Below are 26,956 nucleotides of genomic sequence, written 5' to 3' on the forward strand. Positions count from 1 at the left end.
ACTGATTAACGTAGCGTTCCTGGCGCGCCGAACATCAGGGGGTCAGGCCGTACGGGCTGAATATAAAGACTCTCGCAAGTGAACAATTCAGGGCGGGAAATCAGATAGCCTTGTGCAAAATCCACGCCCATTTCCTGCAACGCAGATTCGATCTGCGGCGTTTCAACGTATTCAGCAATAGTGCGCTTGCCCATGACATGACCGATATTATTGATCACCTCGACCATAGCCTTGTTGATCGGGTTGTCGAGCATGTCCTTCACAAAACTGCCATCGATCTTCAGGAAATCCACCGGCAAGTGCTTGAGATAGGCAAAAGACGACATACCCGAGCAGAAATCATCAAGGGAAAACTGACACCCCAATGCCTTCAACTCGTTAATGAATCTGATCGCACTTTGCAGGTCGGCAATCGCACTGGTCTCGGTGATCTCGAAGCAGATCATCCCGGGCGATACGTCAAACGTCTTGAACTGCTGTTTCAGGTATTCGAGGAACGTATCATCCCCGATACTCGATCCAGACAAATTTATAGCACATAGTGCCTGCGGCACCTGATGCCGATCATCACTCTGGCACTGGGCAATGACTTTGAACACATTGTGTACCACCCAGCGATCGAGGGTGGTCATGAGGCCGTAGCGTTCGGCGGCCGGAATGAAATTGTCCGGTACGACCATTCGTCCAGACTCGTCGCGCAGGCGCAAGAGGATCTCAATGTGTCGTACTTCGCCCACTTCGCCCTTTATTGAGGCGATTTCCTGCGCATAAAGGCAAAAGCGATTCTCGTCCATTGCCATGTGCAGCCGCTGTATCCAGGCCATCTCGCCGAAACGCATCGACAGCGTCAGGTCATCCACACTGTAGGCCTGGACTCGGTTGCGACCTCTTTCCTTGGCCATATAACAGGCCATGTCTGCAGCAGACAATGATCCTTCCAGAGACGCAGGTGTATCGCCGAGGTGTACCAGGCCAATACTGACGGTAGTCATGAATGGCCGACCTTTCCACATGAAATGCAGACGCTGCACCACTTCGCGCAACGCCTCGGCCATATCGAGCGCCGTTTCGGCAGGACAATCGACCAGCAACACACCGAACTCGTCGCCTCCCAGCCGGGCCAGCGTATCCCCGTCACGCAAGCCCTGCGGCAAGGCCCGGCACAGCTGGCGCAGCAGTTCATCACCCGCCGCATGACCACCGGTATCATTGACCAGCTTGAACTGGTCCAGATCGAGAAACATCAGGCAATGGCTCCGGCCCTGACCGCAGTCTTCGTCGAGCACTCGCTGCAAACGGCGTTCGAACTCGCTGCGGTTGACCAGGCCGGTCAGAGGATCATGGGCAGCCTGCCACGACAGATCGGCGATGTACTGCTGCTCCTGGGTCATGTCATGCAGCACCAGCACCGCGCCACTGATCACGCCTTCGGTGTAGATCGGCGTGCCGACCAGCGCGACCGACACCGTGCTGCCATCAAGGCGCTGGATCAGCTTGCTGTTGGCGCTGCCACCCTTGAGCTTGCCGGTGATGATCTGCTCGACCAGCGTTGACTGGTCCTTCTGATCGTTTTCATCCAGCAGATTGAACAGCGCAGCCAGCGGAAGCCCGCTGGCCTGAGTGCCTTTCCAGTGGGTGAGGCCCTCGGCGGCCGGGTTCATGTAGACGATGGCGCCGGCCACATCGATGGTGATCACCCCGTCGCCGATGGACTCCAGCGTGATCTGCGCACGCTCCTTCTCCAGTTGCAGGGCATCGGCAAACACGCGCCGCTGGACGATCAGACGGCGCACCCGCAGCAGTGCCAGAAGAATCAATACCACGGCGGTGATCAGATTGACCGCTATCAACAGGTTGAGGATCAGCCTTGAGCCTTCGCCCAGCGCATCACTGAACGCACGCGCAGCAGGCGTGACGCCCTCATTGATGACATTGATCTGCTCGCGCCATTGATCGACCTCGGCGGCGCTCACAGCACCCTGACCGACCCGGTCGTGGATATGCCGGGCAAGTTCGTCGAGCTGCATGAGGTAGCCATCACCCACCTCCCAGAAATGAATGGCCTGTTTCATGAAACTGAAGTTGTGGAAGTTCAGGTACATCCAGATGATGCCATTCACATCATCCGGGTGATTGCCGCCCTGAATGATTCCGCCTCTGGCATCCGCCAGGGACGGGATGGGCTGATCGAGCGCCTTGCGCAGCGCATGGCCGCCCTGAGGTACGGAAAAGGCTTTTTGATACTTGAGGTAGTCACGCTCATCATGCCGGTTGGCGTACAGGCTCAGGTAGTGGATAGCGTCCTTCTGCCCCTTGGACCAGAGACTCTCCCCCGCCACATAGCTGCGCACGGCAGACATGGTGTAGAGACTGACGCATCCCAACAACGCCTGAAACAGCGCGACGGCAATGAAAGGCCATACGATGCCCAACAGACGGGGCTTGGAGAAGGTCCATGGTTGCTTCATGGGTTTCACGTCACCACATGCCTGAATAAACGTCTAGCGCAGAGACTAGGCTAAATTCGCCCATGATGGCAGGTGAATCTCCCGCAATCGAGCCAACCTGTGCGCTGATCGAGGCTTGGCACATCAGATTTGTTGCAAATGTCCGTACAGTTTTGCGTACAGACCTCCATCGGCAATCAACTGCTGATGGTCACCGTCCTCCGCAATACGCCCGCCATCAAATACCAGTACCCGGTCAGCCTGCTTCACGGCCGACAGGCGGTGGGCAATGATCAGCGTCGTGCGGCTGCGCAGAAAACGTGCGAGTGCCTGATGCAGGTTGTACTCGGTGGCAGCATCCAGCGCCGAGGTGGCCTCATCGAGGATCACCACCTTGGGGTCGGACAGGACCATGCGCGCGATTGCCATGCGCTGGCGCTGGCCACCCGACATTCTGACTCCGGAGCGTCCGACCACGCTGTCCAGACCCTGTGGCAGATCGCGGATCGCGGAATCGAGTTGCGCAACTTCCAGTGCACGCCAGCAGACTTCATCGCTGCAGTCGCGGCCCATGGTCAGGTTGGCGCGTACGGTGTCGTTGAACAGGGCCGGATGCTGCAGTACCACGGCGACGTTTTCGCGCACGGTCTCCAGGCCGATATCCTGCTGGCTGACGCCGCCAAAACGGATCACGCCGGTGCGCGCCGTATAGAGTCCCAGCAGCAACTGCACCAAGGTGCTCTTGCCACCCCCGCTGGCACCGACGATGGCGACTTTTTCTCCCGGCGCAATGTTCAGGTTCAACTGGTCCAGCACCAGGTCTTCGCCATAGCCAAAGGTCAGGCCACGGACCTCGACCCCTACGGTTTCCTTGCCCTCGAACGGGTCGGTGCCGCCGGCATATTGCGGCTCGTCGGCGCGCGCCAGCAACTCGTTGATGCGCGTCAGCGCCCCGCCTGCCGCGTAGTAGGCGTATTGCAGGTTCAGCAGTTGCTCAACCGGCGTCATCATGAACCACAGGTAACTGAACACCGCGAGCATCTGCCCGATGGACAGGTCCGAGAACAGCACGGTAAGCATTGCCGCGGCGCGAAAGATATCGATACCGAACTGGAACAGCAGCCCGCTGGCACGGCCCGAGGCGTCGCTTTTCCACTGTGAATTGATTGCGTAGTCACGCACTTCCTGCGCGCGTACGCCCAGGCGCCCCAGAAAGAAGCCTTGTCTGTTCCCGGCCCGGACTTCCTGAATCGCATCCAGCGTTTCGCTCAGTGCCTGGGTGAACCGCGACGTACTGTCGTTCTCCAGCTTTTTGAGGTGCTTGACGCGCTTGCCCAGTTTCACCGTGAGCAGGATGACCAGCGGGTTGAACAGCATGATCAGCAGCGCCAGCTTCCAGTGCATCCACATCAGAATGCCCGCGGTGCCTGCCAGGGTCAGCGTGGCCACCAGCAGACGACTGAGGGTTTCACCGACGAACTTGTCCAGCGTATCCAGATCGGTCACCAGGTGCGTGGTCACCGTACCGCTGCCCAGGCTTTCGTATTCACGCAGGGAAATGCGCTTGAGCCGCTCGATCAGCCGCAGCCGGATACGATAGACGATGTCCTTGGCCAGCCCGGCGAACAGCCGCGCCTGCAACACATTGAACACCAGCGCCCCGACCCGCAGCACCAGCGTCAACGACAGCATCAGGCCAATGTAGCCCGCTGCCTTTTGCCAGTTGCCAGGCAGCAGGTGATCCATGACCTTGAGCGCAGCATCGCCACGGCCCAGCAACACCTCGTCGACCAGCAACGGCAGCAGCAACGGGATAGGCACACTGCACAGCGTGGCCAGCACCGCGACACCGTTGGCCAGCCACAGGGCTTTTTTATGCCGCAAGGCAAGACGACGGATCTCGGCCCAGCTCAATGCGTCGCTGCGTGTGGCGTGCGGCTGTCGGGCAGCCTCAGGCACTTCATCATGCACTGGCTGCACGCTCCAGCCATCGACCCAGCAAGGGCGAAAGGCTGCTCAATGGCTGATAACCGTTGGTCAGCAGCGCCAGCTGACCGTTGCGCTCTGCCAGCAGGGTCGGGAAGCCGGCAATCCCCAGATCCTGTGCCCAGGCGAAATCGGCGGCGGTGGCCGCCTGGCGCTGCGGACTTTCGAACTCATCGGCAAATGCCTGACGCGACAGCCCTGTCTGCTCCGCGAGCTCAGCCAGCACCGACGGACGCGTCACGTCACGCGCCTCGTTGTAGAACGCCCGCTGGATGAGCCCGACCAGTTCCCAGGCGCGGTCCGGGTCCAGCTGCCGTGCCGCAGTGACCGCCAGACAGGCAGGCGTAGTGTCGTAGACAAACCCTTCCGGCAGCGCCCCTTCGCGAAGAAACGGCTGGCCGGTAGCCTCTTCGACCGCCTGCCAGTGCTCAAGAATGTAACGACGCTTGGCAGGCTCCAGCGCAGCACCTTCAGAGCGCAGACCGCCCATGACCAGATGCAGCGGCACGCCCGCCGCCCGAGCCTGTTGCACCAACGCGTCGGCAACCGGAGCAAAGCCCCAGCACCAGGAGCACATCGGGTCCATGACATAGATCAGGCGGGCAGACATGGCTCAGGCCTCGGAGGGTAAACGGTAGTTGCGACCGATCGGATGCGGCTGATTACGTGCCTTGGCCAGTTCGATCTGCTTTTGCCGGTCGATGGCGCTGCGACGCGTCTTCTCGCTCAGCGAATCCCAGCAATGCGGGCAACTGACGCCAGGCGAGTAATGCTCGCTGGCGCGGTCCTCGGCACTGATGGGCGTGCGGCAGGCGTGACACTGATCATAATCGCCTTCGGTCAGGTCGTGGCGCACCGTGACCCGATTGTCGAACACGAAACACTCGCCGCGCCAGTGACTTTCCTGCTCGGGGACTTCTTCCAGATACTTGAGAATGCCGCCCTTGAGGTGATAGACCTCTTCGAAGCCCTCGCCGAGCATGTAGCTCGAGGCTTTTTCGCAACGGATGCCACCGGTGCAGAACATGGCGACTTTCTTGTGCACTGCCGGGTCGAAATGCGCCTTGATGTATTCCGGAAACTCTCGAAACGACGTGGTCTTCGGATCGATGGCGCCCTCGAAGGTGCCGATCGACACTTCGTAATCGTTGCGGGTATCGATCAGCAGCACTTCAGGATCGCTGATCAGGTCGTTCCAGTCCTTGGGCTCGACGTACGTACCGACGCTCTTGTTCGGGTCGACGCCTTCGACGCCAAGGGTCACGATCTCTTTCTTGAGCTTGACCTTGGTGCGATAGAACGGCTGCTCGTCGCAGTAGGATTCCTTATGGTCGATATCGATCAGGCGCGGGTCGCTCTTCAACCACGCCATCAGGCCATCGATGCCTTCGCGACTGCCGGACACCGTACCGTTGATGCCCTCGTCGGCTATCAACAGCGTGCCCTTGATGCCGTTATCGACCATCGCCTGCAACAGCGGCTCGCGCAGTTCCACGTAATCGCTGAGGGTGACGAACTTGTACAGCGCAGCCACGACGATCGGCTGAGTCATCGGCTCTTGAGTCATGTATCTCTCCAGTGGCGACCCTCGCAAAGGGCCTACCGGGTAAAAAAATGCGGACCAAAAAAACGCACCGGCCAGGCGGCGCGGTGCGGATTCTAGCAAAAACCGGAGTGCAGCAGACAGCTCGGCGGGGCAATCGCCCCCGGCAAGGGGGCCGGATCAGTAAAAAGCCCTGATCAATGCCCGCCGGCGCAGGTCGGTGAAGCAGGCGCTGTACCGACCTTCGACCATTCTTCAGGCGTGTAGGTGTGCAACGCCAGTGCATGAAACTCGCCCATGAGCGGGCCCAGCGTGGCGTAGACCTTCTGGTGCCGCTTGACCGAGTTCAGGCCCTGAAACTGGTCACTGACCAGAACCGCCTTGTAATGGGTCTGCTGACCACGACTGTGCATATGACTCTCGTCGAGTACTTGCAGGTGGTGCGGTTGCAGCAGCGCAAGCGCCGACTCGATTCGTTGTTGCATGGTCATGATGGAAATCGCCTGTCAGGGCTTTTTGGCCGGAGCCGGAGCAGCTGCCTTGGCAGGTTCCAGTTCGGCAGTCATGTCAGCCAGCAGCTTGTTGACCACCGGAACAGCGCTTTCCAGCTTGCTCTGGGTCAGCTGGGCCGACTGCTGAGCCAGCTCAGGCATCTTGGTCATCACTTTCTTGCCCAGTGGCGACTGGTAGAACGCGACCAGATCCTTCAGCTCGCTTTCGGTGAAGTTGGCGGTGTACAGCTTGACCATCTCGGGCTTGAGCTTGTTCCAGCCAATGGCTTGGTCCAGAGCGGTGTTGGCCTTGGCCTGATAGGTTTCAAGCAGGGCTTTTTTCGACGCAGGTGCCTTGGTTTCAGCAAAACGCTGAGCGAACATCTGCTGAACCTGAGCGTAGACCGGAGCGCCCAGGCGATCGGCGTTGGCAAGCTTCAGGAACGTTTCGGCGCTCGCGTTGTGACTGGCGGTGTCGGCGAAGACCTGGCCGCTGGCACAGACCAGGGCTACCGCGGTACAAATGGCACGAAGACGGGTCATCGAGTTTCCTTATCTAGCAAACGAGGCATTACCCCAGGGCCGACCATTCTGCGCTTATCTGGGCTTTTGGCTCAACCCCCGGTTCACCCAGCGGTTAAAAAGCACTGCGCGGGAACCCTGTGGGCATATGGACACCTAACCCTGCAACGTACTTAAAGGAGTAAGACCAGTGAGCCGCACCGAAACCGACAGCATTGGCCCGATCGAAGTCCCCGAAGATGCCTACTGGGGCGCGCAGACCCAACGCTCACTGATCAATTTTGCGATTGGCGACCAGCGAATGCCGCTGCCCGTCCTGCACGCACTGACCCTGATCAAGAAAGCTGCCGCACGGGTCAACGATCGAAATGGCGACTTGCCTGCCGACATCGCCCGCCTGATCGAACAGGCCGCCGACGAAGTGCTCGACGGTCAGCATGACGCGCAATTTCCGCTGGTGGTCTGGCAGACCGGCAGTGGCACGCAGAGCAACATGAACGTCAACGAAGTGATCGCAGGCCGCGCCAACGAACTGGCTGGCCAGGGCCGTGGCGGCAAGTCGCCGGTCCATCCCAACGATCATGTCAATCGCTCGCAAAGCTCCAACGACTGCTTCCCGACAGCCATGCACATCGCCACTGCCCAGGCGGTCAAGGCGCAGCTGCTGCCGGCCATCGCCGAACTGTCCAGCGGGCTGGCTGAACAGGCCGCGCGGCACATGAAGCTGGTCAAGACCGGGCGCACACACATGATGGACGCGACGCCGATCACCTTCGGCCAGGAGCTGTCCGGGTTTGTCGCGCAACTCGATTACGCGGAAAAAGCCATTCGCGCCGCCCTGCCCGCCGTCTACGAGCTGGCTCAGGGCGGAACAGCAGTCGGCACCGGGCTCAATGCGCCCAAGGGCTTTGCCGAAGCCATTGCCGCAGAACTGGCCGCTCTCTCAGGCCTGCCATTCGTTACCGCACCCAACAAGTTCGCCGCGCTGGCCGGTCACGAGCCACTTGCAGCGCTGTCCGGCGCACTGAAGACGCTGGCCGGCACACTGATGAAGATTGCCAACGACCTGCGTCTGCTGGGCTCAGGCCCGCGTGCCGGTCTGGCAGAAGTCAGACTGCCTGCCAACGAGCCCGGCAGTTCGATCATGCCCGGCAAGGTCAACCCGACCCAGTGCGAGGCCTTGTCGATGCTCGCCTGCCAGGTCATGGGCAACGACGTGACCATCGGTTTCGCCGCCAGTCAGGGCCACCTGCAACTGAACGTGTACAAGCCGGTGATCATCCATAACGTTCTGCAGTCGATTCGCCTGCTGGCCGACGGCTGCAGCAATTTCAACGAGCACTGCATCGCGGGCATGGAGCCGGATGGCGAAAAAATGGCCGACCACCTGGAGCGCGGCCTGATGCTGGTCACCGCACTCAATCCGCATATCGGCTATGACAAGTCGGCGCAGATTGCCAAGAAAGCCTACACCGAAGGTCTGACCCTGCGCGAAGCGGCATTGGCGCTGGGTTACCTGACCGATAAAGAGTTTGATGCCTGGGTGCGGCCGGACAAAATGCTCGAGGCAGGCAGTAATGGCTGATGCCAGAAGCGGCGCAACGCCACTGGAAGGCAATGGCAAACGAATCCTGATGGTCTACGGCACGCCGAAGGCCATCAGTTTCTGCCACGCCCTGGGTGACGCCTACGCGCAAACGGCGCGTGGCGAAGGGCATGTGGTGCGGGTCATCAAGCTGGGCGAACTGGACTTCGATCCGATTCTGCATAACGGCTACGATCAGACTCAGACACTTGAGCCCGACCTGCTCGAAGCCCAGCGCCAGATTCACTGGGCCGAGCATCTGGTCTTCGTCTATCCGGTCTGGTGGGGCGGCTTGCCGGCGTTGTTGACGGGCTTTTTCGACCGGGTGTTGACGCCCGGTTTTGCGTTCAAGGTCCACGGCCGCAAGCACTCATCCAATGAACTGCTTCGCGGCCGGACAGCTGAGCTGCTGGTCGCCATGGACACGCCGCCGCGCTACTTTCACTGGATCTACGGCGCGCCGGCTCACCGCCAGATGGTAAGGACCATACTCGGCTTTTGCGGGATAAAGACCAAACGCCTGACCGAGTTTGCTCCGGTACACAGCGCCAGCGAACAGCAGCGCCAGGAATGGATTATTCAGGCGCAGGGGCTGGGCAGACGCTGATCTGCCCCGCCACCCGCCAGTCAGGCCTGCGCCAGCCGGGCCTTGCGTGCCCTGAGGCCGGCGACCAGCGAAGGGCCAAGCGCAGTCAGCGCCGACCCGGCCACCACCAGCAGCGCACCGCCATAACCCAGCACGTTCAACTCTTCAGCCTGCACGTAATCCGGCCACAGCCAGGCGGCAGCCGCCACGGCGGTCAGCGTGACCAGAGGCGTCAGCGCAAGCGTCGCACTGACCCGCGAGGCCTCCCAGTGCGCCAGCGCCTCGGCAAAGGCGCCGTAGGCCACCAGCGTGTTCAGGCAGCAGGCCAGCAGCAGCCAGCCTTGCAACGGGCTCAACAGCAATGCCTCGGCAGGATGCGCCCACGGCGTGAGCAACAGGGCGCAAAACAGGTAGATGACCATCATCACCTGCAGCGAATTCCATACTGTCAGAAGCTGCTTCTGACTCAGCCCGTAGAACGTCCAGATGGTCGAGGCCAGGAGCACCACCAGCACACCCAGGGTGTAGTCGCCCAACGAGGTGAAAAGCTCCACCAGACGCTGATTGAAAAACAACCCGAAGCCCACCAGCAGTACCATCAGGCCGATGCCCTGCCCCAGACTGAAACGCTCCTTGAACAGAAAGATGCTGCTGATCAGCAGAAAAATCGGACCGACCTGAACCAGCAATTGCGTGGTGCCCGGGCTCAGCAGGCGCAAGCCGATGAGGTACAACACATAGTTGCCGACCAGACCGAACACCGCCAGCCCGACCAGCACCCTGCCCTTGCGCCCCAGCATTTTGAAGCTGGGCAGGCGCCCGACCGACGCCAGCCAGATGAACAACAGCGCACCGGACACCGCCAGGCGAAACCAGGTCACGGTCACCGGATCCATCACCTGCAGCACCTGCTTGAGCTTGATCGGCAAAATGCCCCACAGCAGTGCGGTCAACAGTGACAGGCAGAGGCCATAGACCCAACGACCAGACGAGATGTGCATTGCAACTTCCGCAAGAGATAGAACAGAACACCCATTCTAGGCGCTGATCGGCAAAGCAACAGTTACAGCTGGATGCAGTTAACGGCGCGAATTGTGTTCCTTACCCCTGGCCGCCGTGGTTGCGCTGGTAGGTCTCACGGCCCATGGCCTGAATCTGACCTTCGATCAACGCATCGAACGGCTTGAGCAACGCCTCGAACGAGGCAGGTGCTTCCAGCGTCTGCAAGGTGTGCACGATGGCCTCGAGCGTCGACAAGGCATCAGGGCCCGGCGCCTTGCGCAAGCGATAACGCGAAACAGGCGCGGCGCCCGGCGTCACCCTTGGCAGCTCGGCGAGCAAAGGGTTGAGGTGCAGCAATTTGCGCGCCTTGCGCCAAGTGCCATCCGGCACGACCAGCAGCATGGGCAGCGAATCCTGTGCATAAGAAGTCAACGTCTGCGCAGTGTCCCCCGGAAACAGCAATCGCGCTTGATAGCCAGGCGGATTCAAAAGCGCTTGCAGATCGTCGAACACTTCGCCCACCAACAACTGCGCATTGACCAGACCGAGCGAGGCCAGTCGGGCGGTGTTCAAGGCATGACCGACTTCATCCGGATGCTGCAGGATCAACACCCGCGTGCGGCTGTCCAACTGCGGAATCAGGGCGCACAGACAATGCGTGGCAGGACGCAGGCAACGTTCACAACGGGCACGGGGCATCGATGGGTACTCGATCAATCTCACATGGTCAAAAAGGCTGCGCTGCGCGACGAATCAGCGTTGCCGCAAACCGCCTGTCGAACAGCCGTGCATTTTAAACAAATCAGCACCGCAACGGCGCGGCAATCCACAGCCGCAACGGCGATTTGAGCTAGCCTCATGGGTCTGGGCTGGAGAAATGAAGTACGCCTGCTGTATCTGACAAGATCCACATCAGGGGCTTTCATGAATCGCGAAGAGATCAGGCAAAAGGTGTTCGACGCCCTAGGCATCATTCTAGTAGACAAGAGCGCCATTCAGGATGACGCCACCTTCGTCGATCTGACCCTTGATGACGATGATATCGAGCTGTTTTTCCTCGCACTGGAGGAAGCCTTCGATTTCACCCTCCCTGAAGCCATCAGAACACAGGCAATCACCAGACCAGAGCAGTTTGCGCTGCACAGGATCATCGAGCTGATTTTTTTATTGCAGGAGGCGAAAAAGGGATCAGCAAAGCCGGGGGAAGAGACAGGACACCAGCATTGAACGCCAGCCCTTGTATCGGGACGCCCTGTGCGCCCCGACGAAACTCAACATGCGCATTACCCTGTAGCGAGGGTCAGGCGAGAAGCTTACCGGCGTTGGCGGCGACGATCATCGTCGGCACGAACCGGAATGGGTTGCAGTTTTGGGCGTTCTATCAAACCCAATGCAACGCCTACATCGTGGAGCCATTCTTGCAGTTTGCTATTCATAGAGCCCCCTTGAGGGAAATACTCGGCAGTCGATCCGTACTCATCACTCACTAGAGATCATAGAAGCAAATGAACTGTTAGCCGAGTGCAACGGGAAACAATTTTCCCGATGGAGTCAATGTGACATTTGTGCAGCGTAGCTTCTAGTCTTTGCGACGGACGGCCTGTTACTGAACATTACGCCGGGCAGTCGTACGGCTCAGTCAGGCGGGCTGATCAGGCCATCATTATCGGTCATCGCCCGCTCCAGCAAATCGGCAGGCAGACTCTTGCTCGCGCGCGCACCCAGCAGTTTGAGCTGTTCGCTGCGGCTGATCAGGTTGCCGCGCCCTTCCGTCAGCTTGTTGCGCGCCGCCGAATAGGCCTTGTCCAGCTGTTGCAGGCGGTTGCCGACCTCATCCAGATCCTGAATGAACAACACGAACTTGTCGTACAGCCAGCCTGCCCGCTCAGCGATCTCACGGGCGTTCTGGCTCTGACGCTCCTGCTTCCACAGGCTGTCAATCACCCGCAAGGTGGCCAGCAGGGTCGTAGGGCTGACAATCACGATGTTGCGGTCGAAGGCTTCCTGGAACAAATTCGGCTCGGCCTGCAGGGCGGCGGAAAAGGCGGCCTCGATAGGCACGAAAAGCAGAACGAAATCCAGACTGTGCAGCCCTTCGAGACGCTTGTAATCCTTGCCCGACAAGCCTTTGACATGGTTACGCAACGACAGTACGTGCTGCTTCAGCGCAGCCTGACCAATGACTTCATCATCGGCAGACACATATTGCTGGTAGGCCGTCAGGCTGACCTTGGCGTCGACCACCACCTGTTTGTCGCCCGGCAACATGATCAACACGTCAGGCTGAAAGCGTTCGCCGTCCGGCCCCTTGAGGCTGATTTGCGTCTGATACTCACGACCCTTTTCAAGCCCGGCATGCTCAAGCACACGCTCCAGGATCAGCTCGCCCCAGTTGCCCTGGGTCTTCTGCCCCTTCAAGGCGCGTGTCAGGTTGGTCGCCTCATCACTCAACCGCTGATTCAACTGCTGCAGACGTTCAAGTTCCTTGGCCAGGGAAAAGCGTTCGCGCGCTTCGTTCTGGTAACTCTCCTCGACACGCTTTTCGAACGACTGGATACGCTCCTTGAGCGGCGTGAGCAATTGGCCCAACTGCTGCTGGCTGGTTTCGGCGAAGCGCTGCTCGCGCTCATCGAAAATCTTGCCCGCCAATTCGGCGAACTGTGCACGCAGCTCATCACGGGAACCCTGCAGATCGTTCAGGCGCTGCTGATGGCCATCCTGCTGTTCACGCAGCTCAGCGTTAAGCGCCGCACACTGCGCATCAAGACGACGCAGTTCTGCCTCTCTGGCGGCACGCTCATGATTCCAGTCCTGGGCCGTTTCGCGCGCGTTATCGCTTTCCTGACGCAGCAACTCGACCTCGCGGCGTAACGCGGCAAGATCAGCCTGCTTGGCCGCATTGGCCTGACTGAGGTCGCTGACCTCGTCACGACACGCATCCAACTGGGCATTGAGACCTTCCTGCGCCATTTGCGCCATGCTCAGACGCTCATCGAGCAGCGCGCTCTCGGCCTGACGAGCGGCCAGACGGCGCTGCAGATGCCAGAGCAGAGCCAGCAAGGGCAGCGCTGCTGCGGCGAGCCCCAGTAACAGGCTGTTCAGGTCCAGTGCCATAAAGACTCCATGCGGGCTGAATAATAACGGCCAGCGGCAGTTTGGGTAGGGCGTGCGGATAGTGCAGCAGAAACACCGTCTCGGGCGAGACGAAATCAACAGGCGGGCATAAATCGGGGGAACGGATTGTACGCGTTTTCAGCGCAGCGCACAGCCCCTATTAGGGGGACATTTTCCTCGGGACAATCCACAGAAGCTGTGGATAACTCAGTGGACAACCCCCCTTTAACTTGCGCAAACGCAAGCAGCATGGGGCCTGCGCTCAAACTGACGATTTTTTCACCAGCTAAAAAAAACGATGTTTTTCATTGACTTAATAATTCACCATCATAAATCAAACCCTTAGCTTCGCTTGTGACAGTGATGTGGCAGCTTGTGCCGCTAATGTGCACAACTCCTCATCAAGGCCGTTTTTGGTCATTTCATGCATCATATTTTGCGTTCCCGAACGCATCGCATTCTCAATGAATACAAGGCTTTCAGCAGGTTTTCAGGTGCTGGACCGACATGACTGACGACCCATTTCGCGCATTATTCAGGGCAATGAAAGCGACGCAGGCGACAAATTGCACAAGTTGCGGTCCAAGCACTGGCAAAAATGCACCTCACTCTAATTTACCAACGATTCAGTGAAGGGACCCATGAAGGAGATCGCCAAGTTCTTCCTGCTGTTGTTGGCCGTTTGCCTCGTCGCCCTGGCAGTCAGTATCGTCCTGCCACCCCCGGACGGCGGCGTGTTCGCCTACAGCGTGCTGCTGTCAGCGATCGCCCTGATGCTGATCATCTGCGGTGACCTGAGCAACGGGCGTATCAACGCGACAGGCGATATCATGCGCGCCATCGAAAGCCGCAGGTCGCTGCGGCTTACCGTCGCCGCCTATCTGCTGGGCTGCTCGATGGTGGCGTCAGTCACCGTACTGATTTATCGGCTGGCCGGACACTGGTGAAGATTTGTTCACTGCCACTTGCAATGTTCTGATGGGGCGAGTAATATCGCTACCGTTAGTACCAAGCTGAAAATCAATTCCGGTCGACAAGTCCCCCGACAGACACTCCTCCATGCGACGAGAATGTTGGCAACAAGGGATCGACCACCTCGATGGTTTCCAGACATGAACCTTTCGCGCTGATTCACCATTTGGGGTGACAGTGCAGTCATGGCTCTCATGCTCTGCTTCAACCAGCCTGCAATTGATCAGGATCTTCACCCGGAGCGTAGAACCTTTGCTCCTGTTGTGTTGCCTGCCCTCCTAAGTACCTACCGGTCAGCCAGAGCGCCATACGATTAAGCGCGCTTCAACTGCCTGTCTTTGTTCCAGTCAGGTTCTCCGCCCAGCCAGGCTTTTGTATCAAATGTCGGCCCGCGTTTACTGGAATCTTTATTTTTGCACGGTATTGTTCCGTGTTGCTTCAGGAAACACCTTGAATATGAATACTCAGACTCAACATGCAATTCACACATTGACCAACGCTTTTGCCCCGATGAACTGCCTGATCATGGCCGCTCGCAAAGGCTGCTTCAGTTTCACCATCGTCAATGAATACGGCATCGCCCGCCACAGCGAACGCCTGTACCCCGATCAGTACGCCAGCGCCGAACCGCTGCAGGCCGTGATCGAGCGTACCCGTCAGGCCCTCATCGCCTGACGAAAACGCTGCACCGCAAGCCGAAAGCCCCGCACTGCAAAGGCGGGGCTTTTTTTATGCGCGCTTTATAACGCCGGCATTACGCAAGGATAAGGCTCTGGGCCTGCGCTAATTCGCAGGTCCTACTCCTGCGGCGGGATTGTCCTACAAGAATAGCTCTAAATCGGGCTCCTCAGCCTATAGCGCGCCATCGAAAATGTTGGTAATTTTCGAGCGGTGAACAACAAGGAGTTCTAATAATGAAAATAATGACAAAAGCACTGAACCGGACAACGCTTGGACTCGCACTGGGTCTGGCTTCTTCTCAACTGCTCGCTGCCGGCTTTGCCCTCAACGAACAAAGCATCAGCGGCATGGGCACCGGCTTTGCAGGTCGCTCCTCGTCAGCCGATGACGCAAGCACCGTATTCGGCAACCCTGCCGGTATGTCCCGCATCAAACGCGAAGAAATCAGCGTCGGTGCAGCTGCCGTGATCGCCAAGACCGATATCGACAATGGTCGTGGCACATTTGGCGGCAGCAACGACGGCGATATGGTTCCGGTGGTCGGCGTACCCATGGGCTATTACGTCAAACCAATCGATGATCACTGGGCATTTGGTCTGGGCGTGTACGTACCGTTCGGCCTGGTCACCGATTACGAAAAAGGCTTCGCTGGCCGCTACTGGGGTGACAAGAGTCACGTCCAGGTCGTGACCTTCCAGCCGACTGTCAGCTATGCATTCAATGACAAGGTGTCCATCGGTTTCGGCCCGACGATCAACCGTATCGACGGTGAACTGACCTCGGCAACATTGAACGCCGCAACACCGGGCCGTAACGACGGCAAAGTGAAGATCGAAGGCGATGACACCGCAATCGGCTTCAATGCCGGTATTCTGGTGCAGGCTACCGACACCACTCGCCTGGGCCTGACTTACCACTCCAAGGTCGATTACAAGCTCAAGGGCAAGACCAAGATCGAAGGTTCGGGTTTCGGTCCTTTCGGCGGCCAGAAGTATGACGCTTCGCTGGATATCTCCACACCCGAGTCCGTGGACTTCTCCATCACCCAGCAGATCGACGAAAACTGGACGGTCTATGCCGGCAGCACCTGGACTCGCTGGAGCCGCCTGCAAGACATCACCGTCAACAACGATGGCGTCCCTGCCTTACTGGGCGGTTCTGCCGGCCCAATCGGCACCATTACTGAAGAGCAGAACTGGCACGACACCTGGGCGCACGCCATCGGCGCCTCGTACAAGGTCAATAAAGAGTGGACGCTGCGCACCGGCTTCTCCGTTGATCAGTCGCCGACCAACAACGTCAACCGCTCCCCACGCATCCCGACGGGCGATCGCAAGATCATCAGCTTCGGTGCAGGCTGGAGCCCGACCGACGACCTGACCATCGACGTGGCGTACTCGTACCTGCGTGAAGACGAAACCAAGATCCGCGATTCCAGCGCGACCAAAGGTTCGTACAGCGCCGACTACCGTAACACCGCTCACGGCCTGGGCACTTCGGTTACCTATCGCTTCTGATAAGCAACTGCCAGGCTGCAAAAAAGCCCGCAACCCGTAATGGTTGCGGGCTTTTTAATTGGGCGCCTTGAGCTCTCAGACCTGCATTGATTGACTAGCGTGCAGATACTCCGAGTCATTAACTGACTATCGTGCCAATGCTCCGCGGCATTAACTGACTATCGTGCCGACGCTCCGCGTCGGCATGCAGTTCTGGACGCTCCGCGTCCTCTACGTGGCGCTCCGCGTCACACAAGGGTTGTGCGATGCCAGGTCGATTCAGACAAGACTCAAGCCACCCTTTTTTGCCCCCTAAGGCTTAGACGCAATCGCCTTCTCAATGGCTGCGATCAGCTCAGGATCATCCGGCTTGGTCATGCTGGAGAAGTTGGCGATGACCTTGCCCTGGCGATCGACCACATACTTGTAAAAGTTCCAGCGCGGCGCACTGCTCTGCTCGGCCAGTACCTTGAACAGATGGGTCGCATCGTCGCCGCGTACGGCCTGCGGCTCGGTCATGGTGAAAGTCACGCCATAATTGACGTAGCAGACCTTGGCGGTCTCCTCACCATCCTTGGCTTCCTGTTTGAAGTCATTGGACGGCACGCCCAACACCTCCAGCCCCTGCCCCTTGTAGCGCTGACTCAGCGCTTCAAGGCCTTTGAACTGCGGGGCAAAGCCGCAGAAACTGGCAGTATTGACCACCACCAGCGGCTTGCCGGCGAAGCGCTTGCACAGGTCGATGTTTTCCTTGGCGCGCAGCTTGGGCAACTCGCCTTGCAGCAACGGCGGGCAGTCGGCAGCCATGGCAGCACCGCTCATGGCCAGCAGCAAAAGAGGGATCGAAAAAAAGCGAAGTTTCATCATGGCGGCCCTGGATATTGTTGTCGTCTGCCGACACGCTACCGCATGCCGGAGCGTCTGCCTAGCAAGCGCCCATTCCCAGTTGCAATGCGGCCAGCCCGACATGCTGCCAAGCCCACCAGAGCAACCCCAGCACCACCGCGCCCACCAGCAGCGCCGCCAGCAACGGCCAGCGCCGACTCATGCCAGACTGCCCTGCGCCTGCAAGCGTGCCACCGGGCGCTCGCGCACCGGCCAGTTGAGTGCCGCGGCGAGCAGACTCAGGAGTATCGAGACTTGCCAGATCAGGTCGTAGCTGCCGGTACGGTCATACACAAGCCCGCCCAGCCAGCCACCGAGGAAGGCGCCTAACTGGTGAAACAAAAAGACAATGCCGCCCAGCATCGACAGGTTGCGCACACCGAACAGTGTCGCGACCGTACCGTTGGTCAGCGGCACGGTAGACAGCCACAGCAAGCCCATCGCCACGCCGAACAGATACGCTGTGGTCTGGCTCAAGGGTATCCACAGAAACAACACGATCACCACCGCGCGCAACAGGTAAAGCACGGTCAGCAGCCGGGGCTTGGACATGCGCCCGCCAAGCCAGCCTGCGGTGTAGGTGCCGAAGATATTGAACAGGCCGATCAGGGCCAGCACTGTAGTGCCGACCTTGGCGGGCAGGTGCTGATCCACCAGATACGCCGGTAAGTGCACTCCAATGAATACCACTTGAAAGCCGCAGACGAAGAACCCCAGTGCCAGCAGCCAGAACCCCGAATGCGAGCACGCTTCACGCAGCGCCTCGCCGAGGGTCAGCTCGACGCCGGTGGATACGCTCGGCGTATCCTTGAGCATGCCCACCAGAGGCAGGATCAACGCCACCATCACGCCCAGCACCAGAAAGGCGCCGGACCAGCCCAGCCAGCTGATCAGGCCCAATGTACCGGGCAGCATGGCGAACTGACCGAATGAGCCGGCTGCGCTGGCGATACCCATGCCCATACTGCGTTTTTCCGCAGGCAGCGCACGCCCCACGACCCCCAGGATGACCGAAAACGATGTACCGGACAGGCCGATACCGATCAGCAGACCGGCGCTCAATGAAAGGCTGAGGGAAGAATCGGCGGTACTCATGCACAACAGACCTGCGGCATACAGCACACCGCCGACGAAGACGACTTTCGCCGCCCCGAATCGATCTGCCAGCGCCCCGGCGAAGGGCTGTGCCAGGCCCCACATCAGATTCTGCAGAGCGATGGCAAAGGCAAAGACTTCGCGTCCCCAGCCAAACTCGGCGCTCATGGGCGCCAGAAACAGACCGAAGCCGTGCCGCGTACCGAGTGAAAGCGCAAGAATCAGCGCACTCCCCAGCAGAACCCAGCCACTGGTACGCCAGATCGATGTCATGGTTGAGCTCCCTGCGCTGTGTGTTACATGGTTTTACCCGCGATTGGCGAAGCTACGCGCTGCCGGTAAAAGCTGTCAACAAAGCGTTGCGCAGGGTCTCAAAGCAGCGCCAGCGTCAGCAGCACCGCCAACTCCAGCAGCTCGAGCAATGCCCCGGCTGTATCACCGGTGCATCCGCCCAGACGGCGCATCATCAGCTGCCGCAGCCAGAAGAAACAGACGGCGCAGACCAGCAATACGGCTACCCCCGACCAGCCGGCGAGCAGCACGCACGCAATGGCGGTGGCGAGCAAAACCTTGCGTCCAGGGCCGCGCGGCAGGTGATCGGCCAACGCCTGCCCCAGCCCGCCGGAACGCACATACGGCGTCCCCAGAAACAGCCCAAGCATGGCCGCGCGCCCGATCACCGGAGCCAACAGCAGCCAGACGCTGGCATGGCTCTCGATCAGCGCCAGAATCGCAGCAAACTTGAGCAGCAGTACCAGGACCAGCGTGACCACGGCGATAGGCCCGCTGCGTGGGTCTTTCATGATCTTCAAGGTGCGTTCACGGTCACCGAAGCCGCCCAGCCAGGCGTCAGCACTGTCGGCCAGACCGTCCAGATGCAGGCCGCCGCTGAGCAACACCCAGGCAGTGAGTACCAGCGCGGCGTGCAGCATCAGCGGCGCACCACTGAGCAGCGTGTTGAAGCCCAGCAGCAGCGTGCCGAACACCGCCCCCACCAACGGGTAGAACAGCAAGGAACGCCCCAGCTCTTCAGGGCGCGGCATGCCAGGCAGTCTGATCGGCAGGCTGCCGAGAAATTGCAGGGCAATCCAGAACGGCAGCATCTCAGACCTCCGTGAGTACGCGATCAGCAGCGACCTGAATCGACAACAGCGCGCCATGCCCGACCACCACCTGCAACAGTTGCTCACGCGGCAGGCCACGCGCCTGCGCCAACAGCAGGCGCATGACACCGCCATGACTGACCAGCAACACGCGCTCACCGGCATAAGCCTGATGCAGACGCTCAACGGCACTCAATACCCGGTTCGAGAAATCCACTACCGGCTCGCCATTGGGAGGTGTGAAGGCATAAGGATCCGCCCAGAACAGACCCAGGCCCTCAGCATCGGTTTCCATGAGTTGCGCAGGGCTGTGCCCTTCCCAGTCGCCGAAATGCAGCTCCTGCAAACCGGGCTCCAGGTGCAGGGGCAACGACAAGCGCTGCGCCAGCTCTTCGGAGAAACGTGCGCAACGTTGCAGCGGCGAGCTGACAATCCGCGTCCACGGTCCGCCACCAGCCACTGCCGCACGCATCTGCTGCCAGCCAGGCTCGGTCAGGGCGTCGTCGATGCTGCCGCGCAGGCCGCCGCCCCGTTCGGTTTCGCCGTGACGCAACAAGTCCAGGTGCAAGGTCATGCGGGGCGGTCCGCCACAGCCGCTTCGGCAAATGTCGCCATGCCGTTGTGCAGCTCGCACGCCAGGCGCACCAGCGGTACTGCCAGTGCGGCACCACTGCCCTCGCCCAGACGCAAACCGAGGTCCAGCAACGGTTCGGCCTGCAGCGTTTCCAGCAGATGCCGATGGCCCGGTTCGGCGCCCCGATGACCGAACAGCAGCCAGTTGCGGCAGGAAGGGTTCAGGCGTACCGCCACCAGCGCGGCCACGCTGCAAATGAAACCGTCGACCAGTACCGCAATTCCTTCCTGCGCGCAGGCCAGGTACGCACCGGCCAGTGCGGCGATTTCGAAGCCGCCCAGGCAGAACAGGCTGTTTAACGGGTCACCGGCCTGCTCGGCGTGCAAGGCCAGTGCGCGCTCAATGACGCGCGTCTTGTGCTGAATACCCTCGGCGTTCAGCCCGGTGCCCGGCCCGACCAGCAATGGCGCGGCGCACTCCAGCAGCGAGCAGGCGACTGCGCTGGCGGCTGTGGTGTTGCCGATGCCCATCTCGCCACCGATGAACAGTTCAGTGCCGACAGCCTTGGCGCGCAATACGCTGTCACGCCCGGCCTGCAGGGCGGCGAGTCCCTGCTCGACACTCATGGCCGGCCCATGGGCAAAATTGGCGGTGCCCGCGCCAATGCGCAGATGGCGCACCCCGGGCAGGTCCATTGGCGACACGGTGCCCAGATCGACCACGTCCAGTTGTGCGGAGAGCTGACGCGCCAGCACGCTGATCGCGGCGCCGCCATTGACGAAGTTGTGCAGCATCTGCCCGGTGACTTCCTGTGGGTACGCCGACACGCCCTCTGCGACGACCCCATGATCAGCGGCAAAAATCGCGATCCACAGTTGATCGACGGCCGGACGCTCACGTCCCTGCAGACCGGCCAGTTGCACCGCCAGGCGCTCCAGTTGCGCCAGTGATCCGGCGGGTTTGGTCAGTTGCTGCTGACGGGCCAGTGCCGCCTCGCGCATCGGCACATCAATAGCCTGTGCAGGCTTGAGCCACCAGGAATTACTCATAGCGCGGTTCCTTTCAACGTCAGGGGCAAGCCGGCAACGGTCAACACGACACGCTGGCAACGCTCGGCCAGCGCCTGATGCAACAGGCCGGCTTCATCGACATAGCGACGGGTCAGTTCGCCGAGCGGCACGACGCCAAGCCCGGTTTCGTTGCTGACAAAAATGATTTCACCCGGCAGCCCGGCGAGGCTGTCGAGCAGGGATTCACGTTCTTGAAGCAAGCGCTCGGGGTTGTCGAGCATCAGCAGATTGGTCAGCCAGAGAGTCAGGCAATCGACCAGCAGGCAGCAATCGGGCGCCGCCTTTTCGCGCAGCACCCGCGCCAGCTCGATCGGTTCTTCGACCAATCCCCAGTGCTCGGGACGGCGTGCGCGATGGCTGGCAACACGCTGATTCATTTCGCCGTCCAGCGGCTGACTGGTAGCGATGTAGGTCACCTTCAGCGCGCTGTCGGCGGCCAGTTTTTCCGCCAGGCGACTCTTGCCGGAACGCGCGCCGCCGAGGATCAATTGCAGCATTCAGTTCGCCTCCAGGCCACACAGTTCGCGAAGCAATGGGCCGTCCAGATGCTTTTCCACCAGGTCCGCCAGACGTTCGATGTCACGCTCGCGCAGGGCGTGATAATCGACGGATTGCACGTTCGCCAACCCCGCCCAGCGCAGCAACGCGCTACACGCAGCAGGTGATTCGAACAGGCCGTGCAGGTAAGTCCCCAGCACCTGCCCGTCGGCACTCTGCGCGCCATCGCAACGCCCATCGTCCAGTTGCACGGCAGCCTGCTCCAGCGCCGGCCCTGTCGTTACGCCGGCATGAATTTCGTAACCGCTGACCTCGGCATCTTCCAGGGTCAGACGACCGCGCACATTGCGCAGTTGCTTTTCCGCTTCCAGCACCGTGCTCATGGCCAGCAAGCCGAACCCGGCACTGGACCCGGCTGCGCCTTCCAGCCCGAGTGGATCGTGTACCTGCTCACCGAGCATTTGCAGGCCGCCGCAGATGCCCATCAGCTTGCCGCCGTAACGCAAATGCCGAGCGATGGCGGTGTCCCAGCCATTGTTGCGCAGGTAGTTCAGATCGCTGCGCACGCTCTTGGAGCCGGGCAGAATGATCAGGTCCGCAGGAGGAATCGCCTTGCCGGGGCCGATGAATTGCAGATTGACCTGAGGGTGCAGGCGCAACGGGTCGAAGTCGGTGTGATTACTGATGCGAGGCAGCACCGGGACCACCACGTTCAGCACATGCTCGACCTTGTCGGTCTGACGCTGGTCCAGGCCGTCTTCGGCCTCCAGGTGCAGATCCATCACATAGGGCAGCACGCCAACCACCGGCTTGCCGGTGCGTGCTTCCAGCCAGTCCAGGCCCGGCTGCAACAAGGCGATGTCGCCACGAAAACGGTTGATGATGAAACCCTTGACCCGCGCCTGCTCGCTGAGCGACAGCAACTCTAGCGTGCCGACCAGATGGGCAAACACCCCGCCACGATTGATGTCGGCAATCAGCAGCACCGGGCAGTCGACCGCCTCGGCAAATCCCATGTTGGCGATATCGTTGGCGCGCAGGTTGATCTCGGCCGGTGAACCCGCGCCCTCGACCACGATCACCGGATAGCTTTCACCCAGGCGCCGATGCGATTCCAGCACCGCCTGCATGGCGATCTCTTTATAGCCGTGATACGCCACCGCGTTCATGGTGGTCACGGCGCGGCCGTGAATGATCACCTGCGCGCCGGTGTCACTGTTGGGCTTGAGCAGCACCGGGTTCATGTCGGTGTGCGGTTCGAGGTAGCACGCCTGCGCCTGCACGGCCTGTGCGCGGCCGATCTCGCCGCCGTCTGCGGTCACCGCGCTGTTGAGCGCCATGTTCTGCGGCTTGAACGGCACGACCTTGACGCCCTGGCGGGTCAGCCAGCGGCACAGGGCCGTCACCAGGGTGCTTTTGCCGGCATCGGAGGTGGTGCCTTGTACCATCAGCGTGCTCATGGGTATTCCTTGCGGTATTCAAGCAGAACATCGTGCAGCCGCAGCCAGTCGGCCTCGTCGCAGGGCAGGCCAAAACGCAGACTGGACGACTCGGGGGAATCACCCTTGAACAGGCGCAGCAGCACGCCACGCAGCGCACAAAACTCATAGAGCGTCTGCGCTTCAGGGGTCACCAGCCATTGAAACAGCGCACAGCCGCCTTGCGGGGTCAGGGCGTACTGGTCGAGCAGCGCCACCAGCCGGTCGCGGGCCTGCTCACAGCGCTCACGCTGACGCGCCTGCCCCTGCTGATCGCTGAGGCACACCTGACCGATGATCCGGGTTGGCCCACTGACCGACCAGGGGCCGATTTCCTGCGCCAGCATCCTCAACAACACCGGTTCGGCCATGACAAAACCGAGCCGGACGCCGGCCAGGCCGAAAAACTTGCCAAACGAACGCAGGACGATCAGCCCGGTGCGCCACGTCTCGGCCGCCAGGCTCACGCCCGGCGTGTTATCCATGAACGCTTCATCGACGACCAGCCAGCCACCGCGCTCGGCCAGTCGCGCATGCCACTCCAGCAGGCGCTCGGCGCTCAGGTGCAGGCCGGTCGGGTTGTTGGGGTTGACCACCACCAGCACGTCCAGGCTGTCGAGGAAGTATTCGACCTCCTGCTCACCTACCTCACGCACCACGAAACCGTTCTTGCGCCAGGCATGCGCGTGCTCTGCGTAGCAGGGCGACAGAACGCCGACCCGCCCTCCGCTGCGCACCCGCGGCAGCGCCTGAATCGCAGCCTGCGAACCGGACACCGGCAATAACCGGGTCACGCCGTAATAAGTGCAGGCCGCCGCTTCCAGACCATCGTCGGTCTCGGGCAACCGCGCCCAGGCACGCGTCGGGATCTCCGGGATGGGCCACGACCAGGGTGCGATCCCGGTGGACAGGTCCAGCCAGTCGGCCAGATGAATACCGTAATGCTGCGCCGCCGCGCGCAACCGCCCGCCGTGCTCAAGCATAAAATTCAGCCGCCACGCAGATGACCAGCAGCCATAACCACACGCCGCGCTGCACCAGTTGCCAGCCGCGATCGATCGAGTCCGCATCGGCAGGCGCACCCTCGCCCAGTTGCGGACGCTGATGCAGCTCGCCGTGATAGATCGCCGCGCCACCCAGCTCGACACCCAGCGCGCCTGCGCCAGCGGCCATCACCGGACCGGCATTCGGACTGTCCCAGGCCGGAGCCTGTGTGCGCCAGCAACGCAGCGCCAGTCGGGTCTTGCCCAGCAAGGCGTAAGTCAATGCCACAAGACGTGCGGGAATATAGTTGAGCAGATCGTCGATCTTCGCCGCAGCCCAGCCAAAACGCTCAAAGCGCTCGTTGCGATAGCCCCACATGGCGTCCAGCGTATTGCTCAGCCGGTACAGCACCACGCCGGGCGCACCGGCCACCATGAACCAGAACAGCGCAGCGAACACCGCATCGCTGCCGTTCTCCAGCACCGACTCGGTGGCTGCGCGGGCGACTTCGGTAGCGTCCAGCTCAGTGGTCTGGCGACTGACCAGATAACCGACGCGCTGACGTGCTTCGATCAGATCATCACTGCGCAGCGCTTGCGCCACCGGCTGAACGTGCTCGCCCAGGCTACGCATGCCCAGCGCGCAATACAGCGCCAGAATCTCGAACAGCCAGCCCACGCCAGGCAACCAGCTCAGCAGCGTGGCCAGCAACGTCAGCGGCACAACAGTGATGACCCAGGCGGTAACGCCGTGACTGCGCCAGCCACGGCCGCCACTGTTGAAACGCTGCTCGACCCGACTGGCGAAGTTGCCGAACGCCACCAGCGGATGCCATCGTTTCGGCTCACCGAGCAGCGCATCCAGCGCGACTCCGGCGACGCTCAGCAGCGCCACACTCATTGACTCACTCCCCATTGATTCTCGTACAGCAACTCATGCAGCGGACGCGCCTGCGCCCAGCCTTCCATCACCAGCATTGGCGCGGGATAAAATTCCTTGACCGGGCCCAGGCAAATGATCGCCAACGGCTTGGCGCCGTCAGGCATGCCCAGCAGTTCGGCCAGCGCCTCGGGGTCGAACAGCGACACCCAGCCCATGCCCAGGCCTTCTGCACGCGAGGCCAGCCACAGGTTCTGGATCGCGCAGGACAGCGAAGCCATGTCCATTTCCGGCAAGGTGCGCCGGCCGAAAATGTGTTGCTCACGCCCTTCCATCAGCGCGGCGACCAGCACTTCTGCACAGTCGTTGATGCCTTCGACCTTGAGCTTCATGAATTCGTCGGTGCGCTCACCCAGCGCCTCGGCGGTCCGGATACGCTCTTGCTCTACCTGCGCCTGCATCCTGCCGCGCAATAGCGGGTCGCTGATGCGGATGAAGCGCCACGGTTGCATCAGCCCGACGCTGGGGGCCTGATGCGCGGCCTCCAGCACACGTGCCAGCAGCTCGGGCGCGACCGTGCCGCCGATGAAGTGGCGCATGTCGCGACGTTCGGCGATGGCGCGGTACACCGCAGCCCGCTCTTCGGGGCTGAACGCTTGCTCGGTCATGGTTTGAACAGCGCCGCGATCGCCTGAGGGCAGGAAGGAAAATAGAAATGCACGTAGGACGCGGTCAGGCGACCCAGGCGATAGACCGCTTCTGCGCCGCGCCCGCCATTGGGGCTGACGCCACGCGCAATCGGCTGCAGCTCGGTGCTGGTCAGCGAATGGTGATAAGTGTGACCGTGCAGCGTGCCCTCGGGCAGCTCGACGGCTTGCAAGGCCAGCGCGGCCAGACGCTTCTGCATGACCGCTTCACCGGACAGCAAGCCGACCAGTTCGGCGCGCACGCCCTCGACATCGGTCAAGGCTTCGAGCAAATAGAGCATGCCGCCGCACTCGGCGAGAATCGGCTTGCCGGCAATATGGTGAGCCCTGATCGAAGCCTGCATCGTGCCATTGGCGGCCAGCGCGACGTGGTGCAGCTCCGGGTAGCCGCCTGGCAGGTACAGGCTGTCGGCGTCGGGCAGCTCGCGATCATGGATCGGCGAGAAGAAGCTCAGTTCGGCGCCCATGTTCCTCAGCAGGTCCAGGCTCGCGCCATACAGAAAGGCAAAGGCTTCGTCGCGCGCGATGGCGATGCGGATGCCGCGCAGCAGCGGCTCGACCTGCACCGGGTCGGGCGCAGTAAAGGTCACGGCCGGCGGCAAGGCCACTTCGCAGGTGCTGGCCAGCGCCGCAGCCGCCATGTCCAGACGCACGTCCAGATCATTGAGCTCACTGGCCTGGACCAGCCCCAGATGGCGGCTGGGCAATTCGAAGCCGACCTCCCGGGACAGGGCGCCGTACCAGCGCAGGCCTTCGGTCAGGCTGTTCTCCAGCAACTGCGCATGGCGTACCGTGCCGACGCGATTGGCCAGCACGCCGGCGAACGGCAGATCAGGCTGATAGCGCGCCAGGCCCAGCGCCAGTGCGCCAAACGTCTGCGCCATGGCCGTGCCGTCGATCACACCGAGTACCGGCACGCCAAAATGCCGGGCCAGGTCGGCGCTCGACGGCGTGCCATCGAACAGGCCCATGACCCCTTCGATCAGAATCAGGTCGGCCTCGTCAGCCGCTTCCCACAACAGGCGACGGCTTTCATCGGCACCGACCATCCACATGTCGAGTTGATAGACCGGCGCGCCACTGGCCCGCTCGAGAATCATCGGGTCGAGAAAGTCCGGGCCGCACTTGAACACCCGGACCTTGCGCCCCTGGTTGCGGTGCAGGCGTGCCAGTGCAGCGGTCACCGTGGTTTTGCCTTGCCCGGAGGCAGGCGCAGCGATCAGTACCGCCGGGCAATCACGCGGGGCTCTCATTGCAA

Annotated in this window: 28 protein-coding genes; 6 read left to right on the top strand and 22 right to left on the bottom strand. The window is 61.1% G+C overall.

Annotated features, from left to right (window positions below; translation table 11 throughout):
• Positions 1-5: 5 nt before the first annotated feature.
• From KUIN1_RS18860 to KUIN1_RS18885, 6 genes are all read right to left on the bottom strand, one after another.
• Positions 6-2,468 (bottom strand): EAL domain-containing protein, encoded by a 2,463-nt coding sequence (locus KUIN1_RS18860; RefSeq protein ID WP_011268569.1) that lies wholly within the window; start codon positions 2,466-2,468, stop codon positions 6-8.
• Between the two features lie 123 nt (positions 2,469-2,591).
• On the bottom strand, positions 2,592-4,418 hold the full coding sequence (locus KUIN1_RS18865) for an ABC transporter ATP-binding protein (protein WP_152092174.1): 1,827 nt from the start codon (positions 4,416-4,418) through the stop codon (positions 2,592-2,594).
• Complete coding sequence (locus KUIN1_RS18870; RefSeq protein WP_003404247.1) at positions 4,411-5,043, bottom strand: DsbA family protein; 633 nt, start codon at positions 5,041-5,043, stop codon at positions 4,411-4,413. Before KUIN1_RS18870 ends, KUIN1_RS18865 begins: the two co-directional genes overlap by 8 nt.
• A 3-nt stretch (positions 5,044-5,046) precedes the next feature.
• Complete coding sequence (gene trhO / locus KUIN1_RS18875; protein WP_032607335.1) at positions 5,047-5,985, bottom strand: oxygen-dependent tRNA uridine(34) hydroxylase TrhO; 939 nt, start codon at positions 5,983-5,985, stop codon at positions 5,047-5,049.
• Between the two features lie 188 nt (positions 5,986-6,173).
• Positions 6,174-6,467 (bottom strand): BolA family protein, encoded by a 294-nt coding sequence (locus KUIN1_RS18880; RefSeq protein WP_003404250.1) that lies wholly within the window; start codon positions 6,465-6,467, stop codon positions 6,174-6,176.
• A gap of 15 nt (positions 6,468-6,482) precedes the next feature.
• Positions 6,483-7,010 (bottom strand): DUF2059 domain-containing protein, encoded by a 528-nt coding sequence (locus tag KUIN1_RS18885; RefSeq protein ID WP_003314637.1) that lies wholly within the window; start codon positions 7,008-7,010, stop codon positions 6,483-6,485.
• Positions 7,011-7,179: 169 nt separating this feature from the next.
• Here KUIN1_RS18885 and KUIN1_RS18890 point away from each other — a divergent pair, with 169 nt between their 5' ends.
• Together KUIN1_RS18890 and KUIN1_RS18895 are read left to right on the top strand one after the other, a co-directional pair.
• Positions 7,180-8,574, top strand: a complete 1,395-nt coding sequence (locus tag KUIN1_RS18890) for a class II fumarate hydratase (protein WP_152092175.1) — start codon at positions 7,180-7,182, stop codon at positions 8,572-8,574.
• The gene (locus KUIN1_RS18895; RefSeq protein ID WP_011268572.1) at positions 8,567-9,181 is read left to right on the top strand and encodes an NAD(P)H-dependent oxidoreductase; all 615 of its coding nucleotides are present in this window, start codon (positions 8,567-8,569) and stop codon (positions 9,179-9,181) included. Before KUIN1_RS18890 ends, KUIN1_RS18895 begins: the two co-directional genes overlap by 8 nt.
• 20 nt (positions 9,182-9,201) lie before the next feature.
• Here KUIN1_RS18895 and KUIN1_RS18900 read toward each other — a convergent pair whose 3' ends face one another.
• Both KUIN1_RS18900 and KUIN1_RS18905 read right to left on the bottom strand, forming a co-directional pair.
• The gene (locus KUIN1_RS18900; protein WP_152092176.1) at positions 9,202-10,161 is read right to left on the bottom strand and encodes a DMT family transporter; all 960 of its coding nucleotides are present in this window, start codon (positions 10,159-10,161) and stop codon (positions 9,202-9,204) included.
• Between the two features lie 100 nt (positions 10,162-10,261).
• On the bottom strand, positions 10,262-10,861 hold the full coding sequence (locus KUIN1_RS18905) for a tRNA-uridine aminocarboxypropyltransferase (RefSeq protein ID WP_116799975.1): 600 nt from the start codon (positions 10,859-10,861) through the stop codon (positions 10,262-10,264).
• A gap of 225 nt (positions 10,862-11,086) precedes the next feature.
• On the opposite strand from KUIN1_RS18905, the gene KUIN1_RS18910 reads away from it, so the two are divergent.
• Positions 11,087-11,389: a hypothetical protein gene (locus tag KUIN1_RS18910; protein WP_024638875.1), complete on the top strand. Its 303-nt coding sequence runs from the start codon at positions 11,087-11,089 to the stop codon at positions 11,387-11,389.
• Positions 11,390-11,475: 86 nt separating this feature from the next.
• On the opposite strand, the gene KUIN1_RS28380 is transcribed toward KUIN1_RS18910, so the two are convergent.
• Positions 11,476-11,598: a PA1414 family protein gene (locus tag KUIN1_RS28380; protein ID WP_003418154.1), complete on the bottom strand. Its 123-nt coding sequence runs from the start codon at positions 11,596-11,598 to the stop codon at positions 11,476-11,478.
• 199 nt (positions 11,599-11,797) lie between these two features.
• The gene (gene rmuC, locus KUIN1_RS18920; RefSeq protein ID WP_161429162.1) at positions 11,798-13,162 is read right to left on the bottom strand and encodes a DNA recombination protein RmuC; all 1,365 of its coding nucleotides are present in this window, start codon (positions 13,160-13,162) and stop codon (positions 11,798-11,800) included.
• A gap of 755 nt (positions 13,163-13,917) precedes the next feature.
• Here rmuC and KUIN1_RS18925 point away from each other — a divergent pair.
• From KUIN1_RS18925 to KUIN1_RS18935, 3 genes are all read left to right on the top strand, one after another.
• Positions 13,918-14,223, top strand: coding sequence for a hypothetical protein (locus KUIN1_RS18925; protein ID WP_003404260.1), 306 nt, complete (start codon positions 13,918-13,920; stop codon positions 14,221-14,223).
• A 481-nt stretch (positions 14,224-14,704) separates the two neighbouring features.
• A complete protein-coding gene (locus tag KUIN1_RS18930) occupies positions 14,705-14,923 on the top strand; it encodes a hypothetical protein (protein WP_152092444.1) in 219 nt (72 codons plus the stop codon).
• A 239-nt stretch (positions 14,924-15,162) separates the two neighbouring features.
• Positions 15,163-16,446, top strand: coding sequence for an OmpP1/FadL family transporter (locus KUIN1_RS18935; RefSeq protein ID WP_152092177.1), 1,284 nt, complete (start codon positions 15,163-15,165; stop codon positions 16,444-16,446).
• A gap of 291 nt (positions 16,447-16,737) precedes the next feature.
• Here the strand turns inward: KUIN1_RS18935 and KUIN1_RS18940 are convergent, their stop codons facing one another.
• The 12 genes from KUIN1_RS18940 to KUIN1_RS18990 all read right to left on the bottom strand — a co-directional run bounded on the left by KUIN1_RS18940 (position 16,738) and on the right by KUIN1_RS18990 (position 26,951).
• Positions 16,738-17,289, bottom strand: coding sequence for a glutathione peroxidase (locus tag KUIN1_RS18940; protein ID WP_003404262.1), 552 nt, complete (start codon positions 17,287-17,289; stop codon positions 16,738-16,740).
• 61 nt (positions 17,290-17,350) lie between these two features.
• On the bottom strand, positions 17,351-17,473 hold the full coding sequence (locus KUIN1_RS28290) for a hypothetical protein (RefSeq protein ID WP_003404263.1): 123 nt from the start codon (positions 17,471-17,473) through the stop codon (positions 17,351-17,353).
• Entirely contained in the window at positions 17,470-18,678 is a 1,209-nt protein-coding gene (locus KUIN1_RS18945) for an MFS transporter (protein ID WP_152092178.1), read from the bottom strand. The genes KUIN1_RS28290 and KUIN1_RS18945 overlap by 4 nt, the downstream gene beginning before the upstream one ends.
• A gap of 98 nt (positions 18,679-18,776) precedes the next feature.
• The gene (locus KUIN1_RS18950) at positions 18,777-19,508 is read right to left on the bottom strand and encodes an adenosylcobinamide-GDP ribazoletransferase (protein WP_024659854.1); all 732 of its coding nucleotides are present in this window, start codon (positions 19,506-19,508) and stop codon (positions 18,777-18,779) included.
• 1 nt (position 19,509) lies between these two features.
• Positions 19,510-20,082, bottom strand: a complete 573-nt coding sequence (gene cobC, locus KUIN1_RS18955; RefSeq protein ID WP_003404266.1) for an alpha-ribazole phosphatase family protein — start codon at positions 20,080-20,082, stop codon at positions 19,510-19,512.
• Complete coding sequence (gene cobT / locus KUIN1_RS18960) at positions 20,079-21,131, bottom strand: nicotinate-nucleotide--dimethylbenzimidazole phosphoribosyltransferase (protein ID WP_011268579.1); 1,053 nt, start codon at positions 21,129-21,131, stop codon at positions 20,079-20,081. Before cobT ends, cobC begins: the two co-directional genes overlap by 4 nt.
• Positions 21,128-21,649, bottom strand: coding sequence for a bifunctional adenosylcobinamide kinase/adenosylcobinamide-phosphate guanylyltransferase (cobU, locus tag KUIN1_RS18965; RefSeq protein ID WP_003404268.1), 522 nt, complete (start codon positions 21,647-21,649; stop codon positions 21,128-21,130). Before cobU ends, cobT begins: the two co-directional genes overlap by 4 nt.
• Positions 21,650-23,110 carry a cobyric acid synthase gene (locus tag KUIN1_RS18970; protein WP_003404269.1) on the bottom strand — a complete coding sequence of 487 codons (1,461 nt, stop codon included), beginning with the start codon at positions 23,108-23,110 and terminating at the stop codon, positions 21,650-21,652.
• Positions 23,107-24,111: a threonine-phosphate decarboxylase CobD gene (gene cobD / locus KUIN1_RS18975; protein WP_011268580.1), complete on the bottom strand. Its 1,005-nt coding sequence runs from the start codon at positions 24,109-24,111 to the stop codon at positions 23,107-23,109. Before cobD ends, KUIN1_RS18970 begins: the two co-directional genes overlap by 4 nt.
• Positions 24,104-25,012 carry an adenosylcobinamide-phosphate synthase CbiB gene (gene cbiB, locus KUIN1_RS18980; RefSeq protein ID WP_011268581.1) on the bottom strand — a complete coding sequence of 303 codons (909 nt, stop codon included), beginning with the start codon at positions 25,010-25,012 and terminating at the stop codon, positions 24,104-24,106. The genes cobD and cbiB overlap by 8 nt, the downstream gene beginning before the upstream one ends.
• Positions 25,009-25,659 carry a 5,6-dimethylbenzimidazole synthase gene (gene bluB, locus KUIN1_RS18985; protein WP_003404272.1) on the bottom strand — a complete coding sequence of 217 codons (651 nt, stop codon included), beginning with the start codon at positions 25,657-25,659 and terminating at the stop codon, positions 25,009-25,011. Before bluB ends, cbiB begins: the two co-directional genes overlap by 4 nt.
• Positions 25,656-26,951, bottom strand: coding sequence for a cobyrinate a,c-diamide synthase (locus KUIN1_RS18990; RefSeq protein ID WP_024659858.1), 1,296 nt, complete (start codon positions 26,949-26,951; stop codon positions 25,656-25,658). Before KUIN1_RS18990 ends, bluB begins: the two co-directional genes overlap by 4 nt.
• Positions 26,952-26,956: the final 5 nt, after the last annotated feature.

This window comes from Pseudomonas sp. KUIN-1, from assembly GCF_009176725.1.
Lineage (GTDB): Bacteria > Pseudomonadota > Gammaproteobacteria > Pseudomonadales > Pseudomonadaceae > Aquipseudomonas > Aquipseudomonas fragariae.

Coding starts and splice junctions, on each gene's coding strand:
- KUIN1_RS18990 (WP_024659858.1), bottom strand. CDS start 26,951: ATGAGAGCCCCGCGTGATTGCCCGGCGGTACTGATCGCTGCGCCTGCC.
- KUIN1_RS18970 (WP_003404269.1), bottom strand. CDS start 23,110: ATGAGCACGCTGATGGTACAAGGCACCACCTCCGATGCCGGCAAAAGC.
- KUIN1_RS28290 (WP_003404263.1), bottom strand. CDS start 17,473: ATGAGTCGGCGCTGGCCGTTGCTGGCGGCGCTGCTGGTGGGCGCGGTG.
- KUIN1_RS18940 (WP_003404262.1), bottom strand. CDS start 17,289: ATGAAACTTCGCTTTTTTTCGATCCCTCTTTTGCTGCTGGCCATGAGC.
- KUIN1_RS18900 (WP_152092176.1), bottom strand. CDS start 10,161: ATGCACATCTCGTCTGGTCGTTGGGTCTATGGCCTCTGCCTGTCACTG.
- cbiB (WP_011268581.1), bottom strand. CDS start 25,012: ATGAGTGTGGCGCTGCTGAGCGTCGCCGGAGTCGCGCTGGATGCGCTG.
- bluB (WP_003404272.1), bottom strand. CDS start 25,659: ATGACCGAGCAAGCGTTCAGCCCCGAAGAGCGGGCTGCGGTGTACCGC.
- KUIN1_RS18935 (WP_152092177.1), top strand. CDS start 15,163: ATGAAAATAATGACAAAAGCACTGAACCGGACAACGCTTGGACTCGCA.
- KUIN1_RS18895 (WP_011268572.1), top strand. CDS start 8,567: ATGGCTGATGCCAGAAGCGGCGCAACGCCACTGGAAGGCAATGGCAAA.
- KUIN1_RS18945 (WP_152092178.1), bottom strand. CDS start 18,678: ATGACATCGATCTGGCGTACCAGTGGCTGGGTTCTGCTGGGGAGTGCG.
- cobC (WP_003404266.1), bottom strand. CDS start 20,082: ATGACCTTGCACCTGGACTTGTTGCGTCACGGCGAAACCGAACGGGGC.
- cobD (WP_011268580.1), bottom strand. CDS start 24,111: ATGCTTGAGCACGGCGGGCGGTTGCGCGCGGCGGCGCAGCATTACGGT.
- KUIN1_RS18905 (WP_116799975.1), bottom strand. CDS start 10,861: ATGCCCCGTGCCCGTTGTGAACGTTGCCTGCGTCCTGCCACGCATTGT.
- trhO (WP_032607335.1), bottom strand. CDS start 5,985: ATGACTCAGCCGATCGTCGTGGCTGCGCTGTACAAGTTCGTCACCCTC.
- cobU (WP_003404268.1), bottom strand. CDS start 21,649: ATGCTGCAATTGATCCTCGGCGGCGCGCGTTCCGGCAAGAGTCGCCTG.
- KUIN1_RS18910 (WP_024638875.1), top strand. CDS start 11,087: ATGAATCGCGAAGAGATCAGGCAAAAGGTGTTCGACGCCCTAGGCATC.
- KUIN1_RS18870 (WP_003404247.1), bottom strand. CDS start 5,043: ATGTCTGCCCGCCTGATCTATGTCATGGACCCGATGTGCTCCTGGTGC.
- KUIN1_RS18925 (WP_003404260.1), top strand. CDS start 13,918: ATGAAGGAGATCGCCAAGTTCTTCCTGCTGTTGTTGGCCGTTTGCCTC.
- cobT (WP_011268579.1), bottom strand. CDS start 21,131: ATGAGTAATTCCTGGTGGCTCAAGCCTGCACAGGCTATTGATGTGCCG.
- KUIN1_RS18930 (WP_152092444.1), top strand. CDS start 14,705: ATGAATACTCAGACTCAACATGCAATTCACACATTGACCAACGCTTTT.
- KUIN1_RS18860 (WP_011268569.1), bottom strand. CDS start 2,468: ATGAAGCAACCATGGACCTTCTCCAAGCCCCGTCTGTTGGGCATCGTA.
- KUIN1_RS18885 (WP_003314637.1), bottom strand. CDS start 7,010: ATGACCCGTCTTCGTGCCATTTGTACCGCGGTAGCCCTGGTCTGTGCC.
- KUIN1_RS18950 (WP_024659854.1), bottom strand. CDS start 19,508: ATGCTGCCGTTCTGGATTGCCCTGCAATTTCTCGGCAGCCTGCCGATC.
- KUIN1_RS18880 (WP_003404250.1), bottom strand. CDS start 6,467: ATGACCATGCAACAACGAATCGAGTCGGCGCTTGCGCTGCTGCAACCG.
- KUIN1_RS28380 (WP_003418154.1), bottom strand. CDS start 11,598: ATGAATAGCAAACTGCAAGAATGGCTCCACGATGTAGGCGTTGCATTG.